This is a genomic window from Natronospirillum operosum (assembly GCF_004768465.1).
Lineage (GTDB): Bacteria > Pseudomonadota > Gammaproteobacteria > Pseudomonadales > Natronospirillaceae > Natronospirillum > Natronospirillum operosum.
Genome location: NZ_SRMF01000001.1, coordinates 1,189,858 through 1,212,485 on the forward strand (window position 1 = coordinate 1,189,858; position 22,628 = coordinate 1,212,485).

Sequence of the window (22,628 nt, forward strand, 5' to 3'; positions counted from 1 at the left end):
ATCGTCTGCTCTGGTCTGTGCTCAGGCCGAGCCGAAGATCTCCCTGACCATGAATGACTGCACCTGCGCGCGGTCATTGGACAATACCGTATAGCGCTCCTCGCGGTCATGCAGATCACTGAGATGGTATGGCAGTTCCGGATAGGCCATGCCTGCCTTTTCCACCGCCTCGGAGAATTTGACCGGATGTGCCGTACCCAGGGTGATCATGGGCTGATCCTGATGGCGGCGGACGGTGCGCGCAGCCTTTACCCCGATGGCGGTATGCGGGTCGAGCAGATAGCCGGTCTGCTCGAACACCTCGCGAATGGTGGCACAGGTGGCGTCATCGTCGACACTGTGGCTGTCGAACAGGGTCCGTGCCCGGGCCAGGGCATCACGGTCCAGCGTCGCCTTGCCGTGGTTCATTTCGTCCATCAGGCCGGCAATGGCCGCACCGTCACGGTCATACAGGTCGAACAGCAGACGCTCGAAGTTGGAGGACACCACGATGTCCATGCTGGGCGACAGGGTATGCGCCAGCGGGCGCTGCTCGTAATGGTTCTGGCTCAGAATGCGATGCAGCACGTCATTGCGGTTGGTGGCCACAATCAGCTGACTGATGGGCAGGCCCATCCGGTGTGCCAGATAGCCGGCAAAGATGTCACCGAAATTGCCCGTGGGCACCGAGAAAGCCAGCTTGCGGTCCGGTCCGCCCAGATTCAGCGCACTGTAGAAGTAGTAGACAATCTGGGCCATGATGCGGGCCCAGTTGATCGAATTGACCGCCACCAGACGGCGCTCACCGCGCAGGAACGACTGGTCGCGGAAGCTCTCCTTGACCATGCGCTGGCAGTCATCGAAATTGCCTTCCAGGGCAATATTGTGGATGTTGTCGTTCAGCACCGTGGTCATCTGGCGCCGCTGAACTTCCGATACACGCTGATGCGGGTGCAGAATAAAGATGTCGATATTGGCGCAGCGGCGGCAGCCCTCGATGGCCGCCGAGCCGGTGTCACCTGATGTGGCGCCCATGATGACGGCTTTCTCACCGCGCTTCTCCAGCGCATGGTCAAGCAGGCGTCCCAGCAACTGCAGCGCAAAGTCCTTGAACGCCAGCGTCGGCCCGTGAAACAGCTCCAGCACGTACTCGTTGTGATCGATCTGCTGCAGCGGCACGATGGCCTTGTGATCAAAGGCTGCATAGGTGTCCGCCAGCATGGTGCGGAAGGCGTCATCATCAATGAAACCCGCCACAAACGGCTGCAGGATGCGGAACGCCAGCTCGTCATAGGGCAGGTCGCGCCAGGCCCGAATCTCTTCCGGTGCATGGAACGGCAGCGTCTCCGGTACATAGAGGCCGCCATCCGGCGCCAGACCGGTCAGCAGGACCTCTTCGAACTCCAGTGCTGGGGCCTGGCCCCGGGTGCTGATATATTTCATTCGCCGCCCAACTGCTCCACTCGAATCCGGGTGACCTTGCCGATCACGGCCGTCTGCCCTTCCAGTTCATCAATGGCTGCATTCATCTCGCGCTCCAGCACCCGCTGCGTCAGCAGAATCAGCGGTACGGTGTCATCGCCCGGCTCCGGTTCCTTCTGGATAATGGCTTCGATATTGATGCCGGAATCACTGAGGATATTGGCAATACGGGCCATCACACCCACCTCGTCGGTGACCTGCATGCGCAGGTAGTAGCTGGTCTCCACAGAAGCCATGGGCACCACATCCAGGCCTTCAGCCCAGGTGTGATTACCCAGATGCGGCACCGCATGACGGGAATCCACTTCGCGCGCCACGTCGACAATGTCGGCAATCACCGAACTCGCCGTGGCTTCAGCGCCGGCACCGGGCCCGTAATACAGTGTGGAGCCCACGGCATCGCCATGTACCAGTACCGCGTTCAAGACGCCGTTGACGTTGGCCAGCAGGCGGCTCTCCGGCACCAGGGTGGGATGCACGCGCATTTCCACGCCTTCGGTTCCACGGCGGGCAATGCCCAGGTGCTTGATGCGATAGCCCAGTTCCTCGGCGTAACGCACATCTTCCGGCGTTACCAGGCTGATGCCCTCGGTATAGACACTCTCGAACTGCAGCGGCACACCATAGGCGATGGAGGCCAGAATGGTCAGCTTGTGTGCCGCATCGATGCCTTCCACATCAAAGGTCGGGTCGGCTTCGGCATAGCCCAGTTCCTGCGCTTCCTTCAGCACGTCATCGAACAGGCGCCCTTTCTGCTGCATCTCGGTCAGGATGAAGTTGCCGGTACCATTGATGATGCCGGCCAGCCAGTCGATCTCGTTGGCGACCAGGCCTTCACGCAGCGCCTTGATGATGGGGATACCGCCTGCCACCGAGGCCTCGAAGGCTACCGTGACGCCCTTGTCTTCAGCCGCCTTGAAAATCTCGTTGCCATGCTGGGCGATCAGGGCCTTGTTGGCCGTGACCACATGCTTGCCCTCGGCAATGGCGGCCAGCACCAACTCCAGCGCTGTATCGGTGCCGCCGATCAGTTCCACCACAATATGGACGTCCGGGTCCCTGACCACGTCAAAGATATCACGCGAGACCCTGACCCCGGAGAGATCGCAGTCCGGGTGGTCACGCCGGGCACCTACATGGGTAATGCGGACTTCGCGGCCGGTGCGACGGTCGATGGTCGCGTTGTTTCGGTTGAGGACATTGAAGGTACCGCTGCCTACGGTGCCCAGACCACAGATTCCGACATTAACGGGTTTCAATGCAGGCTCCCTATCTTCCAGTTGTGGCATTTTCAGTCATCTTCAGGGCGTGTCGGCCGCAATGTAACGCGAGCTTTACACAGTGCACATGATGAAAATTCGCAGAAATGAGGCGGAAACATAAGGTTTTCCCGGCATCCTGTCAATGCACGGGAGGGCAGCACCGTCCGCTGACGGGCTGCCCGTTGCAGGCAAACGGGGCGCTACTTGACCGCGCCTGCGGTCAGACCGCGAATCAACTGACGGGAAAAGAACATATAGAGTATCAGTGCCGGCATGACGGCCAGCGTCAGGGCACTGAGCACCGAGTTCCAGTCGGTCGAATACTGGCCAATAAACTGCTGGACACCCAGTTGGATGGTCCGCGTGTGCTCGGCCGGGGCCAGAATCAGCGGAAACCAGAGGTCATTCCAGATCGGCACCATGGTGAACACCGCCACGGTGGCCAGTGCCGGCCGGGTCAGCGGCACCGCAATCTGGAAAAAGATGCGGTATTCACTGGCGCCGTCACAGCGCGCTGCCTCCTTCAGATCGCGCGGTACCTGCCGCATGTACTCGGTCAGGATGAAAATTGCCAACGGCAGCCCCTGGGCGGTATAGACCAGAATCAGCGCCAGCAGGGTGTTGACCAGATTGAGCCCGACGATGATCTCCAGAATGCTGACGGTACCCAGACGAATGGGAATCATGATGCCGATGGCCAGATACAGCGCCATCAGCCTGTTGCCCCGAAACCGGTACTCTGCCAGCGCCCAGGCCGCCATGGCGGCAAACAGCATGACCAGGAACAGCGGCACTATGGTGACCACAAAGCTGTTGTAGAAATACAGCGCGAAGTCGGAACGCTCCAGAATCCGTACATAGCCTTCCAGCGTGAATGACGAAGGCGTCGGCCAGGCCAGCGGTTCATTGAAGATGGCCTGTCGACTCTTGAAGGAGTTGATGACCACCAGCACGATCGGAAACAGTGCCAGCAGGGTGTAGGCCAGCAACACGCTGTGCGTGGCCAGCGAGTTCAGCGGCCTGAGATTGGGGTTTTGAATGCTCATCATGCCTCCCGATTAGACGTCATAGCGATGCAGGCGGCGCTGAATCACATAGAGGTAGACCATGACGCCGCACAGGATGATGAAGAACATCATGCTGGCCACGGCAGCACCCATGGTCGGACTGCCCACCTGAGACTGATAGCCGAAGAAGGTGCGATAGAAGAAGGTGCCCAGGATGTCGGTGGAGAAGTTGGGCCCGCCCAGAGCGCCCTTGACCGCATAGATCAGCTCGAAGGCGTTGAAATTGCCGACAAAGGTCAGGATGGTGACCAGACCCAGTGTGGGCAGTATCAGCGGGAACTTGATCTGCCAGAAAATACGCCATGACGAGGCGCCTTCCACCACGGCGGCCTCAATCAGTTCGTCGGGTACCTGAATCAGGCTGGCATAAAGCAGCATCAGCGGGATACCGACAAACTGCCAGACCGAAATCAGGGCCAGCGTGATCAGGGCGGTGCTCTCGCGGCCCAGCCAGGCACTGAACAGGTGCCCCAGGCCGACAGCCTCCAGCAGCCCCTCGCTGACACCCCAGAGCGGGCTCAGAATCAGCTGCCAGATAAAACCGATGATGACCACGGACAGCAGGGTCGGCAGAAAAATCAGGGTGCGATAGGTTCTGGCCAGACGCAGCCCCGGCAGGCTGATCAGCGCCGCCAGCAACAGGCCAATGGGATTCTGCACCAGCAGATGAATCAGGAAGAACTTGGTGTTGTTCCAGAGCGCATTCCAGAAGGCGGCGGACCAGTGCGGGTCGGTCAGCAGGGTGACGAAGTTGCCCAGCCCGTGAAAGACCCGCTGCCCCGGACCGGCGCTGGTATACAGGCTCAAACGCAATGTATCAAGCAGCGGCCAGGCACTGAACAGGGTGTAGATCACCACGGCCGGCCCCAGAAAAAACAGCAGGTGCCAGGGCACCGGGCGCAGTCTGATGGCTCGCATAACAAATACCTCGAAAAAACGGGGCCTCCCTGCCCCAAAAACAGGACTCTCCAGTCAGACATTCACCGCTTTACTGTTGTGGTGCGTACCAGGAAGAGAAACCGTTCTGGATGCGTTCAGCAGCTTCCTGTGGCGTCATGGCACCATTCAGCACACGGCTGCCGACCGTCCAGAGTTCCTGCTCCATGTTGGGCGTGCCCCGATTCATGATCTGCGCGTTCAGACGAATGGTGGAATCACAGTCCTGGCGCCAGTTGATCATTTCTGCGGCTACCGGGTCCCGCACTTCAACCTCATGCTTTGACAGCGAGAAAAAGCCGGTGACTTCGTTGGTGTAGAGGCGGGCAAAGCCTTCCGAGGCCAGCCATTCCAGGAAGAGCTTCGCTGCTTCGGCATTCTCCGAATCCGGATTGATGCCCATGCCGATATCGGTGTGATCCGAGATCACGCACTGCCCGTCATCCCCGACTCTGAACGGCGGAAAGGCGTCAAACTCGAACAGGGCCTGCTGATTGAAATAGCTGATATCCCAGGAGCCGGTCGGATAGATGGCCGCCCGCCCCAGCGAAAACAGGTTCTGGGAATCACCATAGGTCTGCGACTCATAGCCCCGCCCCATGTACTCACCCCAGCGCGCCATGTGCTCGAAGGGAGCTACAAACTCGGGATCGGTAAAGGACGCCGAACCATCCAGCAGCGCCTGACGCCCTGCTTCACCACCCCAGAAGGCTGGGCCGATATTGGTATAGACGATCTGGTTGGACTCCCACTGGTCGTTGGTGCCCAGAGCCAGCGGGGTGTAGGACGACTCCTGCTCAATGGTGTCCAGAACGGCCAGGAACTCGTCTTCGGTACGCGGCACTTCCAGATCCAGCTCGGCGAAGATCTCCGGGTTGTAGAGGAACCCGTGAATGACCGAGGCCATCGGCATACAGAAGGTGCTGGCACCGTCATCGGTGGTCCAGGCACTGCGCGCAAAATCCTCGAAGTTGTCCATGGCCGCCATATCCGTCAGGTCAAGCAGGTGGCCCTCCTGATACAGATTGAGCGACACGTCGAACGGTCGACAGGTGATCAGATCACCCGCCGTACCGGCCTGCAGTCGCGCATTGACCGTGGAATCATACTCGGTGGGACTGGTCGGCGAGAAGCGCACCTGGATATCGGGGTGCTCGGCCTCGAACACCGGAATCAGCACATCTTCCCACAGGTCACTGTCATCAACGCGCCAGCTTTCTATGGTCAGGGTGGTCGCATGGGAAACAGCCATGGTGGTAGCCAAAGCCAGACCCAGTGCATATTGAATGGATGAGCGCATATGCTTGCCTCTTTGTTGTTGTTACCGGAAAGACTCTCGAGAAGCCTCCTGTCTGGCCGCCGTCGCGCGGTCAGCGAAGATTTCCCGGGTCGCAGGCAACAGTAGCAAGCGCATCTCTGTGACAATAAAACCGTCCCCAACGAGGGTGGCAAGATATCTATCTGATTGATATGCAAGGGAAAGTCGAAAAGCGCCGGAACGAGAACCTGTCATTGTCTTTGCTGTGACCGGCAGCAGCAGGCCACCCGGACGGATGCTGATAGACTATGAAAGAGTTTTATGGCATTTGCCGCGTTATGATAGGCAAAAAACAAGCTGTGCAATCCATGAAACTCGGCCTCGTTATCCTGCTGCTCACCTTACTGCCTCTGCCATCAGTGCAGGCGACAACGCCACTTGATGTGCTGCACTGGTGGACGTCTCCGGGCGAACATCGGGCGGCGGAGGTCTTGCGTCAGGACCTGCTGCAACACAGCGTCATCTGGCAGGACCACGCGGTGCCGGGCGGCGGCGGCGACTCTGCGATGGCGGTACTCAAGGCACAGGTCATCGCCGGCAGTCCGCCTGATGTCGCCCAGATCATCGGCCCCAACATAGGTGAATGGGCCAATCTGGGCTATCTGCAACCGCTGGACGAATGGACGGCCAACTGGCCCGACGACTGGCATCGGACTCTGGACGAACTGACCCGCTTCAATGGCGAGCGCGTTGCCGTACCCATCAGCATTCACCGCATCAACTGGATGTGGCTGAACCCGCAGGTCTATCAGGAACTGGGCCTGTCGCTGCCGACCAGCTGGAGTCAGATCATGCGGGATGCGGAAACGCTCCGCGACGCAGGCATCACACCACTGGCCCATGGCGGCCAGCCCTGGCAGGTGGCCACCCTGTTCGAAACGCTGCTGCTCAGCGTCGGCGGGCCGGAATTCTACCGCGACTATTTTGTCTACCGCACCCCCGAGGCCCTGGCCGACTCGCGGGTGGAAGAAGCCTTGCACCTGCTGCGCGACCTGAAAACCCTGATGGACGACGAGATGCAGAACAGGGAGTGGCAGGAAGCCAGTCGGATGGTCATTGAGGGAGAAGCGGCCATGCAGATCATGGGGGACTGGGTCAAGGGCGAGTTTGTGGCCCACAGTATGGAGGCCGGACAGGATTTTCTCTGCATGCCGGTCCCCGGCACGGCCCAGCATCATCTGTACAGCGTCGACACCTTTGTCTTCTTTCAGCGCGAAGATGACGAGACTCGGGCCGCCCAGGCCCGTTTTGCCGAGGGCATCATGGACAGCAACACACAACGCCTCTTCAGCCTGCAGAAGGGCACCATACCGGCTCGCGCCGACCTCAGCCTTGCCGGCTTCGACGACTGCGCCCAGACCTCCGCGCATGTATTCCGCGAAGCGGAAGCAACCGGCCTGCTGGCACCCAGCATGGCCCACAGCATGGCCACCACACCCGGGGTCGAGAGCGCCCTGTTCCATGTATTGCATCGATTCTTCCGCGATGATGACATTCCGGTCACCACCGCCAGAGAACAGATGGCACGCGTTCTGGGAGCATTGCGAGATCATGAGTAAGCTGCTGTACATTGTCGATGACGACCGCAAGATTCGGGAACTGCTGCGCACCTATCTGGAGAAGAACAATTTCCGGGTTCGCGTGGCCGCCGATGGCGAAACCTTTCTGGAGGAATTCCGGGCCAGCGCCAACGACATATCGCTGGTGATACTGGATATCATGCTGCCCGGCCAGGACGGCTTCAGTGTCTGTCGCACCCTGCGCTCGGAGTCCGATGTGCCGGTCATCATGCTGACCGCCAACGCGGATGAAACCGACCGCGTGGTGGGTCTGGAACTGGGCGCCGACGACTACCTCAGCAAGCCGTTCAGCCCGCGCGAGCTGCTGGCTCGAGTCAAGGCCGTACAGCGTCGCTACAGCGTGGCCGAGGACACCGAACCGGCCGGGCGCTACTATCGTTTCAAGACCTTCTGGCTGGACAGTCTGGAGCGCACTCTGCGCGCGGATGACAGCGACTGGCAGACGCTGAGCGGGGCTGACTATGACCTGCTGCTGTTCTTTCTCCGCCATGCCGGGGAAGTTGTACCGCGTTCGCACCTGATGGTGCACACTAGGGGCCGCGACATGGGACCCTTTGATCGCTATCTGGATGTGCAGATATCCCGCCTGCGCCAGCGCCTGGGAGACGACGGCAAGTCACCCCGGCTGATCAAGACGGTACGTGGCGAGGGCTATGTGTTCAGCGCCGAAGTCAGCCGCCACCGGGGGTTGCCGCATGACACACCCTGAGCCAATCAAGGTGCAGGGCTCCGGCCTGCTCAGTCGCACCCGGTCATCACTGGTGGTACGACTGCTGTTGTTCATGCTGATTGGCGTCACCGCCGCCCAGTTGATCACCAGCGCCATCTGGGCGCAGCAGGTCAGCCGCGACACCCGTCACAGCCTGTCGGGCAGCATTCGGCATCTGGCCATTTCCATGGCCTCGACCGTCCAGTACTTCTCTGCCCTGCCCGACAATGTGCGACCCGTAGTCATTGATCAGCAGCGCGAGGTCGGTGGCAGCCGCTACTTTATGCGCCTGAACGAAGAACCGGTCAGCATGGGGGCGACGCTCGAGCACAGTCTGACCTCACTGGTCACTACCGAGGCCTCAACAGTGCTGCGCGACGAACTGGGGCATGAACAGGTACAGGTGGACCTGGTCATGCCGGACCGGGCGGAGATCGTCACCAACGGGCCCACGCTGGCGGAGTTTCCCGAGCGCTGGGTGCAACAAAGCCTGATTCTGGAGCCCCGCCCGGCCCCGGTGCTGATCGTGCAGGTGCGTTTGCGTGACGGTTCCTGGATGTACATGGCCACCCTGCTGCCCGACCCCTTCATTCTGGAAAACACCGCCGTCTTTACCGGCGAACGCTGGCTTTCTCTGCTGGCCCTGCTGCTGGTTGTCGGCGGTCTGGCCTACTGGTTTGTGCGCCGTCAGACACGACCGCTGGCCGAGCTGGCTGCAGCTGCGGACGCCTTCGGCCGCGGGCTGGATCACTCTCCGCTGCGCGAATCCGGCCTGCGCGAGCTGGATACCACGGCGCATGCCTTTGCGGTCATGGAATCACGCCTGCAGCGCTACATGACCGACCGCGAGCGGCTTTTCGGCGCCATCTCGCACGATCTGAGAACACCAATCACCCGCCTCAAGCTGCGCACCGAACTGCTGGATGATCCGGCGGTACAGGCCGAGTTCGAAGAGGATCTGGATGATCTGGACCTGATGGTCAATGGCGCCCTGCAGATCGTCAAGGACAGCGATATCCATGAAGAACCGAGACCCGTGGATCTGTCACGACTGCTGCGCAAACTGGCGCGGGACAACGCCATCGCCAGCTACAGTGTCAGCCTGGATATCCGCACCCGGCGTCACTACCTGGGCAAGCCCCTGGCTTTGAAACGCTGCCTGGCCAATCTGATCGACAACGCCGTACAGTATGGTCAGTCTGCCGCAGTGAGCCTGGTCGAAGCAGGGGATCATCTGATTCTGCGCATCCGTGATCAGGGCCCCGGTATCGACGAAGAGCGCATAGAGCGTCTGTTCGAGCCCTATACCCGGCTCGAACACGGGCGCCAGCTGAACCGCAACGGCATGGGCCTGGGGCTGGGCATTGCCCGCTCGATTGTGCACGGCCATGGCGGCGAATTGGCAATGCGCAACCATCCCGAGGGCGGGCTGGAAATCACCCTCACCCTGCCACTGTCTTCCTGAGCGCCAGGGCAACAGACGCCCACAAAAAAGCGGCCCGCAGGCCGCTTTCGATACTGTACCAAGATCAGGATCGATCTCAGTTGATCTTTTCCTTGATACGGGCGCTCTTGCCTGAACGCTCGCGCAGGTAGTACAGCTTGGCCTGACGCACGTCACCGCGGCGCTTGACCGCAATGCTGTCGACCAGTGGGCTGTAGGTCTGGAAGGTACGCTCGACACCCACACCGTGCGAGACCTTGCGCAGCGTAAATGCTGAGTTCAGTCCCCGGTTGCGCTTGCCGATCACCACACCTTCGAAAGCCTGCAGACGCTCACGCGTGCCTTCAACGACCTTGACCTGAACCACGATCGTATCACCCGGGCTGAACTCCGGTATTTCTTTGTTCATTTGTTCAGCTTCGATCTGCTGAATAATTGTGTTCTGGTTGCTCATCGCAATCACTCCTGTCTCTCGGGCGAGTTATCTGCCCATTGGCGTTGGAACTCGCCCAACAAGGTTTCTTCTTCCACCGTCAACTGACGATGCTCAAGTAACTCCGGCCGCCGCAGCCAGGTCCGGCCCAGCGCCTGCTGCAGTCGCCAGCGCCGGATGCGCTCATGATTACCGCTGAGCAACACTTCCGGCACCGCCTGACCGTCAATCTCTTCCGGGCGCGTATAATGTGGACAGTCCAGCAGCCCCTGGGTGAACGAATCTTCTACCGCTGACCGTTCATCGTTGAGGACACCGGGAACCAGCCTGGCCATTGCATCAATCATGCACATGGCGGCCAGTTCACCCCCGCTGAGGACATAGTCGCCAACGGACCATTCTTCATCGACCTCGGTCTGCAGCACCCGTTCATCAACGCCTTCGTAGCGTCCACAGACCAGAATCAGCCTGCGTTTCCGAACCAGTTCCTGCACTCCGGCCTGGTCGAGGGGTCGCCCCTGCGGTGACAGGTAGATGGTGGTTACACCCTCGCCTGCAGCCGCCCTGGCATCCCGAATGGCATCGCGCAGTGGCTGCACCTTCATCACCATGCCGGGGCCGCCACCAAAGGGGCGGTCATCGACCGTGCGATGTCGATCCGAGGTGTAATCCCGCGGATCCCAGTTATGCCACTCGATCAGCCCGTTACTGACAGCACGGCCAGAAACACCCTGCTCGGTAACGGCCCGGAACATGTCCGGAAAGAGGCTGACCGTGCCTATCCACATAAACTATCCATATCACCCTGACTAGAAGTCGGGGTCCCAGTCGACCGTGATGCGTCGGGCATCCGGATCGACGGCCTGAATGACCTCATCCCAGATCCAGGGAATCAACCGTTCAGATTGGTTGTCATCGGCCCGGGTACTGTGAACTACCAGTACATCATTGGCCGACCCGGCACTGATCAGGTGGCTGACTCGACCCAGATCCACCCCTTTCAGGGTATAGACCTGCATGCCTTCCAGTTGCCACCAGTAATACTCGCCCTCCGGCAGTTCCGGCAACTCCGACCGCGGTACCGCGATCTCGTAACCGGCCAGAGCTTCTGCCGCATTGCGGTCATCCACTCCCTGCAGGTGGGCAATCATACCCTTGCCATGCGACTTGCCGCGGTCCACCACCACCTTCATCTGTTCGCCGTTGCGGCTCAATAACCACTCCTGATAATCCAGAATGCGGTCCATGGGGTCGGTATAGGAATACACCTTTACCCACCCACGCACCCCGTATACCGAGGTGATTTTGCCCAGCGTGATCAATTCTGATGGCTGTGCAGTCATGACAAGTTTCAATCAGTACCTGTGTTGTACGCCCGGATTGAACAGTAAATCAAGCGGCGGCCTTGGCCTGCTTGCGATACTGCTTCAACAGTTGCTTGACTCGATCAGTCGGCTTGGCGCCTTTACCCACCCAGTACTCGACGCGACCAAGGTCCATACGCAGAGCCTCTTCCTGGCCACGGGCAATGGGGTTGAAAAAACCGACGTGTTCGATGAAACGACCATCACGCGGATTACGGCTATCCGCTACAGTGATCTTGTAGAACGGGCGCTTCTTGGCCCCGGTACGGGATAAACGAATGACGACCATCGCGTCCTCCTGGTTGTGGGCAGGTTTTGAAATCACCTGCCGTTTCAGTTGTCGGACCGCGGCCCTGAGGCCACTGGTGCAAACTTCCAAAACGTTGCTTGAAACCACCATACCTGTACGTCACAGGCATGGCATGGGAGGCGCGATTATACGGGGTTCAGCGCTAAAAGCAAGACGGCTCAGCCGCCGTTCAGCAGCTTGTGGAGCTGCTCTACAGGCATCGGCCGGGCGAGCAGAAAGCCCTGCATTTCATCACAGCCATTGTCAGCCAGAAACTGCCGCTGCGCCTCGGTTTCCACTCCCTCGGCCACCAGCCGCATTTTCAGCGACTGCGCCATCACGATGATGGTACGGGCGATCATGGCGTCGTTGGCGTCATGGGGCAGATCACTGATGAAGGAGCGGTCAATCTTCAATTCATGCAACGGCAGACGCTTGAGCAGGTGCAGCGACGAATAGCCGGTACCAAAGTCATCGATGGAAAATCGAATGCCCATCCGGCGCAGACGTTCCATGGTGTCCAGACTGGCCTCCAGATTGCTCATGATGGCCGTTTCGGTAATCTCGAACTGCAGGTACTGGCACACATCTTCATTGCGCGCCAGCAACTGAAAGAAGTCATCCAGATAATCCCGAAAGCCGAACTCCTGGGCGGAGACATTGATCGATACCCGTTGCAGAACAGTGCCCAGCAGGTCACAGCCACGGAGTTCGGCCACCATCTTCTCCAGCACGATACGCGTAATATCATGGATCAGGCCCTGCTGCTCGGCCAGCCGGATAAAGCGTGCCGGCGGCACCGGACCGCGCTCCGGGTGCTCCCAGCGCAACAACACCTCGACCCCGGTGACCTGGCCCGAGGCCACGGCGAACTGGGGCTGATAGACCAGATCGAACGAGCGCTCCTGTATGGCCAGCCGGAGATCCTGCACCAGCTTCAGGCTGTCTTCGAAAGACTCGCTGAAAGCCCGGTTGAACAACCGGTATTGGCCCGGCCCGGCCGCCTTGGCCTGCTCCAGAGCCACGGCGCCAGATGCCAGCAACTCGCGGGCATTGCCCCCATCATCAGGAAACAGGGATACACCAATGCCACAACTGAACTGGAGCGTCTGCTGTGGCAATTGAATCCGCCGACAACAGGCCATGATGCGCAGCGCCCGTTCATCCAACTGTGAGCTGTTCTCCGATGCCCGCATGGTGACCACAAACTCGTCAGCACCGATGCGCCCTATGGGCCCGGTGGCCTCGAACTCACGGCGCAGCTGTGACGCCAGCTGCAGCAGCAGGTTGTCACCGGCAGCCTGACCGAGGGTGGCATTGATCTGCTTGAAACCGTCGATATTGACGAAGAACAGCGCCAGATGCTGGCCCTGACCCTGCAGCAGGCGGATCTGATCATCGATTTCATCACGCAGGACACCACGATTGAGCAGGCCAGTCAGGCCATCACGGCGCATCAGTTCTTTCTGATCCGCCAGCGCCCGGCGCGCCAGCAGGAAAAACAGCAGGCCAGTCACCAGAACGAAAAACCAGCCTTTGAGCGTCTGCAGCAGGGCCATCAACTGCGGGTCGTCTACCATCATGGCCAGTGCCTGATCGGAGAAGGCAATCCACAGCGAGCCGAACACCAGGTAGATCAGTGTCAAACGCAGTGCCCGATTCGATACTTCAGTCATGGATCAGCCATTATCCCTGCTGAGCTATGTCTTCTGAAGGTAGGCGTCAAATAGTCCAAGCGCAAGTAAAAGGGACTGGCGGGGGCACCCCTGCGAATGCCCCCGGGAGGTACAGCGGGGACAGTCAGATGGGCTGGTAACCACCCTTGATACCCTTGCTGTTGATGGCTACCGCATCATGCGCATGCAGGCTCTCGTAGTGGTCCACCCGCAGCCAGAAATCACGCGCCCAGGGTTGCTGGTTGAGAATGGCCGTGACGCGGCGGGCAGCGTCTTCGCAGAACATCAGGTTAGCTGCATTCAGACGCGCGAACTCCTGTTCGTCTTCCCTTTTTACTGCGGTCTGGACCGGTGTATTCAGCGCCGCCTCGATGGCATCAATCATCGACAGGAAGGGGAATGCCGACAGCGTCGGGTCTACCTTGATTTTCACCTGTGCATTGGAGCGCTGACTGTGCGGGGTGGCACTGATGCCCTCTTCGGTACCCAGGAAGGCCATTACATCCTCTACACTGACCTGCCCTTCGGCACCGAACTGCTCCCGGAAACCGTCCTGAATCAGTTGCCGCGACAATGCCGCCGAACAAGGGCAGGTGGAAGAATAAGGCACATTGATTTCCAGCTCCATCTGGGGGCTGCCGTCATGCCAGATACAACGCACAGCACCCGGGTAGGCCTTGTAGCCCTGTTTGCCACTTTTCAGCGACGGCCGCAGCGTGACCAGTTCAAAATCTGCCGTCAGATGAGCGCGCTCACTGAGCCCTTCATGGCTGTCGATGAACTGTTCCAGCACTGCAGAGAAGTCCTGCGGGGTGATGCCTTCCTTCACTGCCATGTCCTGTTGCGCCAGGTAGAGACGTGACATGTGAATACCCTTGGCATTCGGGTCATCAAGGCTGACAAAGCTGCCCATCTTGGCCTGCACGGACAACGGGGCCAGAGACTGGGCGTCCTTGAGGTGCAGTGGCAGGCTGATCCCATTCATCCCGACCCAGTCCAGAGCTCCGGACTGCACAGGCTGCCCCGCTTCCGCCACATCCGGCATCAGCCGGTTCAGTTCCGCTTCGCGCACACTCATCAAACTAATATCCTACTGTTTTGGTCAGGTATACAGGTGCTTAGTTTAGCCAAACGGAATACGCATTTCACCCGCTTTTTGGCTATCGGCTCAATTGCTATATACTGCCCGCCAATCTGCTCACACCCACATGCAAGGGAGTTGGCCTGACGCCAGTCTGTGGCGCCGGTCAAACTTTGCCTACTGAGATCGTCGGTACCGTTCAGCATGACTCCCAGAAGATTTTACAGGATCAGACAGATATTGGATCAACGTCAGCCCGATCTGACCGTGCTGGCCGACGGCATTCACAAGTCGCAGAACATCTCGGCCATTCTGCGCACCTGCGATGCGGTGGGCATCAATGAACTGCACTGGATTGTACCGCCCGGAGAGAAATCCGGCATCTGGAAGCGCAGCGCCGGCGGCAGTGCGCGCTGGGTAAAGCCACAGCGGCATCCTGACAGCGCCATCGCTGTGGCTCACCTGCAGGCGCGCGGCATGGTCCTCTATGCGGCCCACCTGTCGCCCACCGCCGTGGATTACCGGGAGGTGGATTATACCCGCCCCTGTGCCGTCGTGCTGGGGGCGGAAAAGGAAGGCGTCAGTACTGCCGTGCGTGCCGCCTGCAGTGCCGAGATCACCATTCCCATGTATGGCATGGTGGAATCCTTCAATGTATCGGTGGCCGCCGCGCTGATTCTGGCCGAAGTCCGGCAGCAGCGTGAGCGGGCCGGCCTCTATGACACCGGCAGCCGCTTGCCAAAGGACCTCTATGAACGCACTCTGTTCGAGTGGTGCCACCCGAAAATGGCCCGTTTCTGTCGCGAGCGCAATCTGGACTACCCGCCCATGGATGCCGACGGCGATATTGCCGAACCCTCGGCCTGGTATGCTCAGGTCCGTGCCGAGCGCCTGGAGGAAAAAACATGACACCGGATGAATACCGACAGGACAACAAGGCCAGAGAGCAGGCCATGCAACGCGTCACCTGGATCAGTACCGGGGTCGATCTGTTGCTGGCGGTGGTCAAGCTGACCGTGGGCCTGCTGGTCCGCTCCCCGGCCCTGATCGCGGACGGCATTCACAGCTTCTCCGATCTGGTGACCGATTTCTTCGTGTTGTTCATCAACCGCATATCGCATGAAGAGCCGGACTCCGACCACCCCTATGGTCATGCACGCTTTGAAACGCTGGGTACGGTACTGATCGGCGCCGTTCTGACCGGGGTGGCCATCGGGCTGGTGTGGGACAATGTAGCCCGCCTGCTCGGTGATGAACCGGTTGCCAACCCCAGCCTCTGGGCCATTGGTGCGGCGGCCCTGTCCCTGCTGGCCAAGGAAGGTCTCTATCACTATGGTCGCTTCTGGGCACGCCGGCTGGATTCGTCACTGCTGGAAGCCAATGCCTGGCACAGCCGCAGTGATGCCCTGTCCAGCCTGGTGGTGCTGGCCGGGGTCATCGCCACCTGGTTCGGCCATGGCTGGATTGAGGCCTGGGCGGCGCTGATCGTTGCCGCCATGATCGGCAAGATGGGCCTGACCCTGGCCTGGGATGCCCTGCAGGACCTGGCCGACCGCGGGGTACCGGAAGACACTCAGCAACGCATGAAGCGAGAGATCCGGGCCGTGCCCGGCGTGGACAATGTGCATCAGCTGCGTTCACGACGCATGGGCAACAGCATCTTTATCGATGTGCATATCCAGGTCGGCAACTTCATCTCGGTATCGGAAGGCCATCAGATCGGCGACTGGGTCATGCGGCGCCTGCGCCGGGAGTTTCCGAAGCTGACCGATATCACGCTGCACGTGGACCCGGAAGACGATGCCGCCATCAGCAAGCAGCAAATTGCTCCGTTGCGCCCGGACATCGTCAAGGCCCTGCAGGCTTATCCGGCCCTCAGCGACCATCAGCGCCTGCAGATTCACTACCAGAGGCAACGGGTGCGGCTGGAACTGTTCTTTGCCCGGCAGCCGGACGATCAGTGTCAGTCCGAACGACATCTGGCCATTCGGGACCTCGACTGGCTGGAAGATATAGAACTGTACTACCAGGTCTGATACCGGCAGGCGCCGAGCATCAGAACCGAGAACAGTACTGATCGAGCGGGATCTCGTGGCGTTGCTTGGGTGTGCCCAGCGCCGTGCCCACATAGAGAAAGGCCACCAGATGATCTTCCTGGCCCAGACCGAAAGCAGCCTTGACATGCGGATGATAGGCCATGGCCCCGGTACGCCACATGCTGGCATAACCCAGGCCATCCAGCGCGGTCTGCATCAGGCTGACGCAGGCTGCTGTTGAAGCCAGCTGTTCGATCACCGGCACCTTTTCGTGTGCAACCGGCTGACATCCTGCCACCAGAATCAGGGGCGCGCGCAGCGGTCTGGTCCTGGCCTTTTCCAGCGCGGCCGGTGACGCTTGCGGATTGTCCTGTCTGACGGCCGCAGCAAAACACTCACCCAGACGAGCCAGCCCGTCACCGCTGACCTGATGCAAGCGGGTCGGGCGCAGATAGGCATGATCCGGTGCCAGCAGGCCCGCGCGCAATACCTGCTCCAGTTCGTCCGGTGTTGGTGCCGGCTGATCCAGGCGCGGCATGGAGGCCCTGTTGAGCAACTGCTGCACGACGGGTGCGGTCATTTCTGATCCCCGATAACTGTGTAATAATAGCGCCCGGCTCGATTGTCATGACCGGACAGGTCCGGCACAAAATAACAGGGATTATTTCAGCAGGCCATGCTATGACAGCGCCACCGCTCAAATCGGCACAGGAATTCAATGTGCGCATGCTGGCGTACCTGACCTTTGCCGCCAGCTTCAGCGCAGGCATTCTGACCGGCTTTCATGATCTCTACTGGAGTGTTGCCGTGGTGGGGCTGATCCTCTGGCCCCTGATCATGCAATTGCTGACCCGGCCCCTGCGCCGTCGCTTTCCACTGCCGACCCGCAACCTGCTGACCCTGATGGACGGTGCCATTTTCGGCGTCTGCATGGTCGTGCTCGGCCTGGACCCTCTGCTGACGCTGCTGTTGCTGATTCTGGCCGCTGCCTCCTTCATCATGTCGGCTCATCTCGCGACCTTCTCGACCGCAATGCTGGCCATGATTGCCAGTGGCGTGGCTACCTTCCATTACCTGCCGGACTATGCTGGCGTGCCGCCCTCCGAGGCCATGCTGTTCACGGGCGCAGCACTGACCGGGCTCTATGTGCTGATCAGTTCCTGGTACATGATCCGGCTGACCCGCAGGCTCGGCCGGGCGCAGAAGGAACTGCACGCACAGTCCGCAGAGCACATGGCGCTGTCACGGCAGTTGTCCAAGTACATCGCACCCCAGGTCTGGCAGACCATCTTCTCCGGCAAGCGCGATGTGCGCCTGGAAAGCACCCGCAAGCGTCTGGTGGTCTTCTTCTCCGATCTGGAAGGCTTTACCCGCCTGACCGATGAGCTGGAGCCCGAAACCCTGACCGTCATCGTCAACCAGTATCTCGAAGAAATGGCCCGTATCGCCATCGAACACGGAGGCACCATCGACAAGTTCATCGGTGACAGTGTCATGGTGTTCTTTGGCGACCCCGAGACCCGGGGCACCCGCAAGGATGCGCTGGCCTGTGTCACCATGGCCCTGGCCATGCGGCGCAAGCTGTCCGAACTGCGCCGACGCTGGCGCAAGGAGCTCGGCATCGAGATCGAGCTCGCTATCCGCATGGGCATCAATACCGGTTTCTGTACGGTGGGCAATTTTGGCTCGGAGAGTCGGCTCGACTACACCATCATGGGGCGTGAAGTGAACCTGGCCAGTCGTCTCGAAGCCAGCGCCGGCCCGAATGAGATTCTGCTCAGCAAGACCACCCATGAACTGGTGCGGGAAGTGGTCTCCAGCCGTCACAAGGGCGATGTGCGCGCCAAGGGCTTCGCCAACCCGGTGCCGGTCTATGCAGTACAGGGGCTGCGCCGGGAGCTGGGAGAACAATCCCTGTTCACGGATGTCGATCTGGCCGGGTTCTCCATGCAGTTCGATATGGACCGCCTGCGCACCTACGACCGGGAGCGCATCCTGAGCGCCCTGGCCCGCGCTCACAAGCACATCAAGGACCGCCTGCTATAGCCCTCTGTCCTATCGGCGCCTCTCTCTATTCTCTATTGACGCGCCCAGCGTCCCATGTCGGGTTCCAGCGGCTGCAGCGACCGACAGGGGTTGATATCCAGGCCACCCCGGCGCAGGTAGTGGGCACTGACCACCAGACGCGAAAAGTCACCCAGCGCCAGCAGGTCGGTGAAGATGCGCTCCACACAGTCCTCGTGGAAGCCGGTATGGTTGCGAAACGACACCAGATAGCGCAGCACGGAGACCAGGTCCAGCGCCGGTCCGGCATAGTCAATCACCACCGAACCCCAGTCGGGCTGACCGGTGACCGGGCAGTTCGAGCGCAGCAGATGACTGTACAGACAGGCCTCATGCTGCCCGCCTCCGGCTGCCAGCGCCAGCAGACTGCTGTCCAGTTCATACTGTTCCGTGGCGATATCAAGAGTATCCAGCAGGGTCGCCTGCGCCAGGCGCTCTTTACCCTGCAACAGAGGTGCTTCCGGCCCGTGCATACGGACCTGCACCGGCCCGCCCGCCCGCGCCGACAGATCTGTCACCATGCGTTCGCGCACAGCCTCGGCGCTGGCAAAGCGGGTCATGTTGAACGAGTTCAGATACAGCTTGAGTGACTTGGATTCGATCAGATAGGGGCTGTCCGCCGGCAGTGTCAGTGCTGCCAGGGCAACCTGCGGCAAGCCGCGTTCATTGAGCCAGGACAGCTCATAGGCATACCACAGGTCGAAACCGAACCAGGGCCAGCCCCTGACCTGCAGCGCATCCCGGTTGTGCTGCCGGGGCACCGGATACAGCACCTCGGGATCATACTGCTGGGGGTAGTCCGTTTCCCGGCCCAGAGCACTGGCGACCAGAGGTGAGCCGTTGCCTTGCTTGTGCTCTGCCATCAGCTGCGCAGCCCCTTGCCTCGTTTCAGCAACCACATGGCCCAGCTGACCAGCACTGTCAGAAAAACGGCAATCATGCCGAAGGCGGCCCAGACATTGACATCACTGACCCCCAGCACCCCGAAGCGGAATGCATTGACCATGTGCAGAATGGGGTTCAACTGACTGACCCACTGCCAGAAAGGCGGCAGCAGTTCGATGGAATAGAACACGCCCCCCAGATAGGTCAGCGGCGTCAGGATGAAGGTCGGCACCAGGGCCACATCATCGAACTTGGTCGCATACATGGCATTGATGAAGCCGCCCACCGAAAACAGGATGGCGGTCAGCAGAATGACCGACAGCACAATGACCGGGTTGTGGATGGCAAAGGACGTGAACCCCAGCGACACCACGGTGACCAGAAGGCCCACCATGATGCCACGGGTCACCCCGCCGGCCACGAAGCCGGCCAGAATCACATAGTTGGGCACCGGGGCTACCAGAATCTCTTCGATGCTGCGCTGGAACTTGTTGCCGAAGAAACTGGAACTGACATTGCCATAGGCACTGGTGATCACCGACATCATGATCAGGCCGGGCACTATGAAGGCCATGTAGTCGAAGCCGCCCATCTCGCCAATGCGGCGGCCAATCAGATTGCCGAAGATGACGAAGTACAGCACCATGGTCATCACGGGCGGGATCAGTGTCTGCTGCCAGATGCGCAGAAAACGCCGGATCTCCTTGCCGGCAATGGCCTGGAACGCGATACGATACTGCCACATCAGACATTGCCTCCCGCTACGGCGGGTTGCCGGATCACAGCGCCATCGGGCTGCGGCTGGTCGGCCTGTACAATATCCACAAAGAGCTCCTCCAGTCGGTTGGTGCGCGGGCGCAGACTGACCACTTCGATACCGGCCCGGGCAAAGAGCTCGAATACCTGATTCAGGTTGTCGCCCCGGTGCACCTGGAACTGGATCGAGCCGTCTTCACGCAACTGCATCAGATAGGGGTTGTCGGCCGGCACCCGGCCAAAGTCGCCCTTGATATCGGCCACAAAGCTGGACCGATCCATCTGCAGCAGCAGTTCCTTGACCGTGGTATTGGTAATGATTTCACCACGATTGATGATGGCGATATTGCGGCACAGGCTTTCTGCCTCTTCCAGATAGTGGGTGGTCAGAATGATGGTCACACCTTCCCGGTTGATGCGCTCCAGAAAAGCCCACATGGAGCGGCGGATCTCGATGTCCACGCCAGCAGTGGGTTCATCCAGAATCAGCAGTTCCGGCTCATGAATCAGACCACGGACAATCATCAGGCGACGCTTCATGCCCCCCGAGAGCATGCGGACCTGATCGTTGCGCTTGTCCCACAGTTCCAACTGGCGCAGATACTTTTCGATATTGCGCCGGGCCAGGCCTTTTTCCATGCCATAATAGCCCGCCTGCTGAATCAGGATGTCATGGACTTTTTCAAAGTCGTTGAAGTTGAATTCCTGTGGCACCACACCCAGCATGCGCTTGACGCCCTCCGGGTCCCGATCCTGGTCGATACCACAGACCCGAACCTGACCCGAGGTCTTGTTGACCAGCGCCGATACGATACCCAGAGTCGTTGATTTGCCGGCCCCGTTGGGGCCCAGCAGAGCGAAAAAATCGCCCCGCCTGACCGTGAGATCTATGCCCTTGAGGGCTTCAAAACCGCCTGCATATACCTTGCGCAGGTTCCTGATTTCCAATGCGTCTGTCATGGCTACCTTTATCACTTCTCCTGAAGCAGTCGTGCTTCTTTCTGCAATCTGGACTCACTGCGCTGCAGCACATCCTCGACATAGGACTGCACTGCCTGTTCGAGGCCAATGTCCTGACTGGCGCGTTCGGACATGTACCAGCGATGCTCGAGAATCTCATGGTAGAGTTCCGCCTCGTCGAGCCCTTCGCGCAATGCATTCGGAATACGATCGATAGTGGTCTGGAATACCTCCGTCAACCAGCGATAGGCCGCCACCACTTCCGGCATTTCTCGGCCGCTTTCACCCGACCAGTAGGCCCGATAACGGTTGATGTCGTTGAGCAGGCGACGCGCCTGGTTCTCTTCCACCTTGAGGCCGGTCAGGTTGTGTATGATACGTTTGTGGTGCCAGGGTTCGACCACCTTGGCCCGCATTCTGATTCTGCTGCCCCCCTCGACCGACTCCAGTTGCATCTCGTCGACATCGAACCCAAGCTCGTTGAGGCGCTGCAGGCGCTGCTCGACCAGATACTGTTCGTCCGAGGAGAACACCTGATCCGACTTGAGTTCATGCCAGAGATCCCGGTACCGCTCGACCAGCTTCTCGGCCAGTTCCACCGGGTCCAGGTTGCCCGGCAGCCCTCCCAGCAGCGCCTCGAGATCCATCAGATCTCCAGCCAGGTTGGTAAAGGCCAGTTCCAGATCATAGTCGCGCCTGGAATCACTGAGCTCGGGCAGCAGTTCGCCGGTTTCCGCATCCACCAGATAGGCGGCCAACAGACCGGCATCACGTCGAAACAGGGCATTGGACAGTGAGCAGTCGCCCCAGTAGAAACCGGACAGGTGCAGTCGTACCATCAACTCAGCCAGCGCATCCAGCATCTGCTGCAACTGCAGACTGCTGGTACCGCGCTCAATGATCACCCGGTACGGCAGGGCGCCATCGAGGTAACGTGTTATCAGCAGGGCCCGCCCTTTCAGGTCATGTTCGGACTGCGTGACCCGCCCGAGCAGCGTCTGATCCCGCTCGGTCACTATGCCAATGGGTTCCACCACCGGCAGCCCGAGCTCTTCCAGCTCGCGCAACAGGCGGTACTCCTTTTCCGCAATCGGCTGCGCCAGTTCCTTCAGTGCATAGACCTTGTCTCCGCGCGCGACAAAGCCGACCACATTGCGGTGTATGCCCTTGGCCACCGGCACAAAGAACTCCTGCGGCCACTCGGTGAGATGGCGCTCCCAGGGCAGGTCAAGGTCGGTAAAATAATGGCTGGGCGAGGCAATCTGAAATTTCATGTCCCTGCTTCACTGGCAATGGCGGGCAACTTG

General features: G+C 60.0%; 22 protein-coding genes. 6 read left to right on the top strand and 16 right to left on the bottom strand.

Going from position 1 to position 22,628, the window contains the following annotated elements:
- Window positions 1–21 precede the first annotated feature (21 nt).
- The 5 genes from thrC to E4656_RS05545 form a co-directional block, all read right to left on the bottom strand.
- Window positions 22–1,422 (bottom strand): threonine synthase, encoded by a 1,401-nt coding sequence (thrC, locus tag E4656_RS05525; protein ID WP_135481865.1) that lies wholly within the window; start codon window positions 1,420–1,422, stop codon window positions 22–24.
- Window positions 1,419–2,720: a homoserine dehydrogenase gene (locus tag E4656_RS05530; RefSeq protein WP_135481867.1), complete on the bottom strand. Its 1,302-nt coding sequence runs from the start codon at window positions 2,718–2,720 to the stop codon at window positions 1,419–1,421. Before E4656_RS05530 ends, thrC begins: the two co-directional genes overlap by 4 nt.
- Before the next feature lie 203 nt (window positions 2,721–2,923).
- A complete protein-coding gene (locus E4656_RS05535) occupies window positions 2,924–3,769 on the bottom strand; it encodes a carbohydrate ABC transporter permease (protein WP_135482298.1) in 846 nt (281 codons plus the stop codon).
- A 12-nt stretch (window positions 3,770–3,781) separates the two neighbouring features.
- Window positions 3,782–4,708: a carbohydrate ABC transporter permease gene (locus E4656_RS05540; protein WP_135481868.1), complete on the bottom strand. Its 927-nt coding sequence runs from the start codon at window positions 4,706–4,708 to the stop codon at window positions 3,782–3,784.
- A 70-nt stretch (window positions 4,709–4,778) separates the two neighbouring features.
- Window positions 4,779–6,026, bottom strand: coding sequence for an ABC transporter substrate-binding protein (locus E4656_RS05545; protein WP_135481870.1), 1,248 nt, complete (start codon window positions 6,024–6,026; stop codon window positions 4,779–4,781).
- A gap of 326 nt (window positions 6,027–6,352) precedes the next feature.
- Between E4656_RS05545 and E4656_RS05550 the strand changes: the two genes are divergently transcribed.
- The 3 genes from E4656_RS05550 to E4656_RS05560 are packed head-to-tail and all read left to right on the top strand — an operon-like array spanning window position 6,353 to window position 9,798.
- The gene (locus tag E4656_RS05550) at window positions 6,353–7,603 is read left to right on the top strand and encodes an ABC transporter substrate-binding protein (RefSeq protein WP_167855946.1); all 1,251 of its coding nucleotides are present in this window, start codon (window positions 6,353–6,355) and stop codon (window positions 7,601–7,603) included.
- Window positions 7,596–8,333: a response regulator gene (locus E4656_RS05555; protein WP_135481873.1), complete on the top strand. Its 738-nt coding sequence runs from the start codon at window positions 7,596–7,598 to the stop codon at window positions 8,331–8,333. Before E4656_RS05550 ends, E4656_RS05555 begins: the two co-directional genes overlap by 8 nt.
- On the top strand, window positions 8,320–9,798 hold the full coding sequence (locus tag E4656_RS05560; RefSeq protein WP_135481875.1) for a sensor histidine kinase: 1,479 nt from the start codon (window positions 8,320–8,322) through the stop codon (window positions 9,796–9,798). Before E4656_RS05555 ends, E4656_RS05560 begins: the two co-directional genes overlap by 14 nt.
- A 76-nt stretch (window positions 9,799–9,874) precedes the next feature.
- Here E4656_RS05560 and rplS read toward each other — a convergent pair whose 3' ends face one another.
- The 6 genes from rplS to folE2 form a co-directional block, all read right to left on the bottom strand.
- A complete protein-coding gene (gene rplS, locus E4656_RS05565) occupies window positions 9,875–10,231 on the bottom strand; it encodes a 50S ribosomal protein L19 (protein WP_135481877.1) in 357 nt (118 codons plus the stop codon).
- Between the two features lie 5 nt (window positions 10,232–10,236).
- Window positions 10,237–10,998 carry a tRNA (guanosine(37)-N1)-methyltransferase TrmD gene (gene trmD, locus E4656_RS05570; RefSeq protein ID WP_135481879.1) on the bottom strand — a complete coding sequence of 254 codons (762 nt, stop codon included), beginning with the start codon at window positions 10,996–10,998 and terminating at the stop codon, window positions 10,237–10,239.
- 21 nt (window positions 10,999–11,019) lie between these two features.
- On the bottom strand, window positions 11,020–11,553 hold the full coding sequence (rimM, locus tag E4656_RS05575; RefSeq protein WP_135481881.1) for a ribosome maturation factor RimM: 534 nt from the start codon (window positions 11,551–11,553) through the stop codon (window positions 11,020–11,022).
- 49 nt (window positions 11,554–11,602) lie between these two features.
- Entirely contained in the window at window positions 11,603–11,863 is a 261-nt protein-coding gene (rpsP, locus tag E4656_RS05580) for a 30S ribosomal protein S16 (protein ID WP_135481883.1), read from the bottom strand.
- 179 nt (window positions 11,864–12,042) lie between these two features.
- The gene (locus tag E4656_RS05585) at window positions 12,043–13,539 is read right to left on the bottom strand and encodes a putative bifunctional diguanylate cyclase/phosphodiesterase (protein WP_135481885.1); all 1,497 of its coding nucleotides are present in this window, start codon (window positions 13,537–13,539) and stop codon (window positions 12,043–12,045) included.
- Window positions 13,540–13,663: 124 nt separating this feature from the next.
- On the bottom strand, window positions 13,664–14,617 hold the full coding sequence (folE2, locus tag E4656_RS05590) for a GTP cyclohydrolase FolE2 (protein ID WP_240753898.1): 954 nt from the start codon (window positions 14,615–14,617) through the stop codon (window positions 13,664–13,666).
- 207 nt (window positions 14,618–14,824) lie between these two features.
- On the opposite strand from folE2, the gene trmH reads away from it, so the two are divergent.
- Complete coding sequence (trmH, locus tag E4656_RS05595; protein ID WP_135481887.1) at window positions 14,825–15,529, top strand: tRNA (guanosine(18)-2'-O)-methyltransferase TrmH; 705 nt, start codon at window positions 14,825–14,827, stop codon at window positions 15,527–15,529.
- Complete coding sequence (locus tag E4656_RS05600) at window positions 15,526–16,656, top strand: cation diffusion facilitator family transporter (protein ID WP_135481889.1); 1,131 nt, start codon at window positions 15,526–15,528, stop codon at window positions 16,654–16,656. Before trmH ends, E4656_RS05600 begins: the two co-directional genes overlap by 4 nt.
- Window positions 16,657–16,675: 19 nt before the next feature.
- Here the strand turns inward: E4656_RS05600 and E4656_RS05605 are convergent, their stop codons facing one another.
- The gene (locus E4656_RS05605) at window positions 16,676–17,236 is read right to left on the bottom strand and encodes a nitroreductase family protein (RefSeq protein ID WP_135481891.1); all 561 of its coding nucleotides are present in this window, start codon (window positions 17,234–17,236) and stop codon (window positions 16,676–16,678) included.
- Window positions 17,237–17,337: 101 nt separating this feature from the next.
- On the opposite strand from E4656_RS05605, the gene E4656_RS05610 reads away from it, so the two are divergent.
- On the top strand, window positions 17,338–18,702 hold the full coding sequence (locus E4656_RS05610; protein WP_167855947.1) for an adenylate/guanylate cyclase domain-containing protein: 1,365 nt from the start codon (window positions 17,338–17,340) through the stop codon (window positions 18,700–18,702).
- Window positions 18,703–18,734: 32 nt separating this feature from the next.
- Here the strand turns inward: E4656_RS05610 and queF are convergent, their stop codons facing one another.
- The 4 genes from queF to E4656_RS05630 are packed head-to-tail and all read right to left on the bottom strand — an operon-like array spanning window position 18,735 to window position 22,595.
- On the bottom strand, window positions 18,735–19,583 hold the full coding sequence (gene queF / locus E4656_RS05615; protein ID WP_135481895.1) for an NADPH-dependent 7-cyano-7-deazaguanine reductase QueF: 849 nt from the start codon (window positions 19,581–19,583) through the stop codon (window positions 18,735–18,737).
- Window positions 19,583–20,350, bottom strand: coding sequence for an ABC transporter permease (locus E4656_RS05620; protein WP_135481896.1), 768 nt, complete (start codon window positions 20,348–20,350; stop codon window positions 19,583–19,585). The genes queF and E4656_RS05620 overlap by 1 nt, the downstream gene beginning before the upstream one ends.
- Entirely contained in the window at window positions 20,350–21,321 is a 972-nt protein-coding gene (locus E4656_RS05625) for an ABC transporter ATP-binding protein (protein WP_135481898.1), read from the bottom strand. The genes E4656_RS05620 and E4656_RS05625 overlap by 1 nt, the downstream gene beginning before the upstream one ends.
- A gap of 11 nt (window positions 21,322–21,332) precedes the next feature.
- Entirely contained in the window at window positions 21,333–22,595 is a 1,263-nt protein-coding gene (locus tag E4656_RS05630; RefSeq protein ID WP_135481900.1) for a DUF4032 domain-containing protein, read from the bottom strand.
- Window positions 22,596–22,628: the final 33 nt, after the last annotated feature.

What these genes read in the sequence shown, in the direction of transcription:
- thrC (WP_135481865.1), bottom strand. Translation starts at nt 1,422, where the DNA reads ATGAAATATATCAGCACCCGGGGCCAGGCCCCAGCACTGGAGTTCGAA.
- E4656_RS05535 (WP_135482298.1), bottom strand. Translation starts at nt 3,769, where the DNA reads ATGAGCATTCAAAACCCCAATCTCAGGCCGCTGAACTCGCTGGCCACG.
- E4656_RS05540 (WP_135481868.1), bottom strand. Translation starts at nt 4,708, where the DNA reads ATGCGAGCCATCAGACTGCGCCCGGTGCCCTGGCACCTGCTGTTTTTT.
- E4656_RS05545 (WP_135481870.1), bottom strand. Translation starts at nt 6,026, where the DNA reads ATGCGCTCATCCATTCAATATGCACTGGGTCTGGCTTTGGCTACCACC.
- E4656_RS05550 (WP_167855946.1), top strand. Translation starts at nt 6,353, where the DNA reads ATGAAACTCGGCCTCGTTATCCTGCTGCTCACCTTACTGCCTCTGCCA.
- E4656_RS05555 (WP_135481873.1), top strand. Translation starts at nt 7,596, where the DNA reads ATGAGTAAGCTGCTGTACATTGTCGATGACGACCGCAAGATTCGGGAA.
- E4656_RS05560 (WP_135481875.1), top strand. Translation starts at nt 8,320, where the DNA reads ATGACACACCCTGAGCCAATCAAGGTGCAGGGCTCCGGCCTGCTCAGT.
- rplS (WP_135481877.1), bottom strand. Translation starts at nt 10,231, where the DNA reads ATGAGCAACCAGAACACAATTATTCAGCAGATCGAAGCTGAACAAATG.
- trmD (WP_135481879.1), bottom strand. Translation starts at nt 10,998, where the DNA reads ATGTGGATAGGCACGGTCAGCCTCTTTCCGGACATGTTCCGGGCCGTT.
- rimM (WP_135481881.1), bottom strand. Translation starts at nt 11,553, where the DNA reads ATGACTGCACAGCCATCAGAATTGATCACGCTGGGCAAAATCACCTCG.
- rpsP (WP_135481883.1), bottom strand. Translation starts at nt 11,863, where the DNA reads ATGGTCGTCATTCGTTTATCCCGTACCGGGGCCAAGAAGCGCCCGTTC.
- E4656_RS05585 (WP_135481885.1), bottom strand. Translation starts at nt 13,539, where the DNA reads ATGACTGAAGTATCGAATCGGGCACTGCGTTTGACACTGATCTACCTG.
- folE2 (WP_240753898.1), bottom strand. Translation starts at nt 14,617, where the DNA reads ATGAGTGTGCGCGAAGCGGAACTGAACCGGCTGATGCCGGATGTGGCG.
- trmH (WP_135481887.1), top strand. Translation starts at nt 14,825, where the DNA reads ATGACTCCCAGAAGATTTTACAGGATCAGACAGATATTGGATCAACGT.
- E4656_RS05600 (WP_135481889.1), top strand. Translation starts at nt 15,526, where the DNA reads ATGACACCGGATGAATACCGACAGGACAACAAGGCCAGAGAGCAGGCC.
- E4656_RS05605 (WP_135481891.1), bottom strand. Translation starts at nt 17,236, where the DNA reads ATGACCGCACCCGTCGTGCAGCAGTTGCTCAACAGGGCCTCCATGCCG.
- E4656_RS05610 (WP_167855947.1), top strand. Translation starts at nt 17,338, where the DNA reads ATGACAGCGCCACCGCTCAAATCGGCACAGGAATTCAATGTGCGCATG.
- queF (WP_135481895.1), bottom strand. Translation starts at nt 19,583, where the DNA reads ATGGCAGAGCACAAGCAAGGCAACGGCTCACCTCTGGTCGCCAGTGCT.
- E4656_RS05620 (WP_135481896.1), bottom strand. Translation starts at nt 20,350, where the DNA reads ATGTGGCAGTATCGTATCGCGTTCCAGGCCATTGCCGGCAAGGAGATC.
- E4656_RS05625 (WP_135481898.1), bottom strand. Translation starts at nt 21,321, where the DNA reads ATGACAGACGCATTGGAAATCAGGAACCTGCGCAAGGTATATGCAGGC.
- E4656_RS05630 (WP_135481900.1), bottom strand. Translation starts at nt 22,595, where the DNA reads ATGAAATTTCAGATTGCCTCGCCCAGCCATTATTTTACCGACCTTGAC.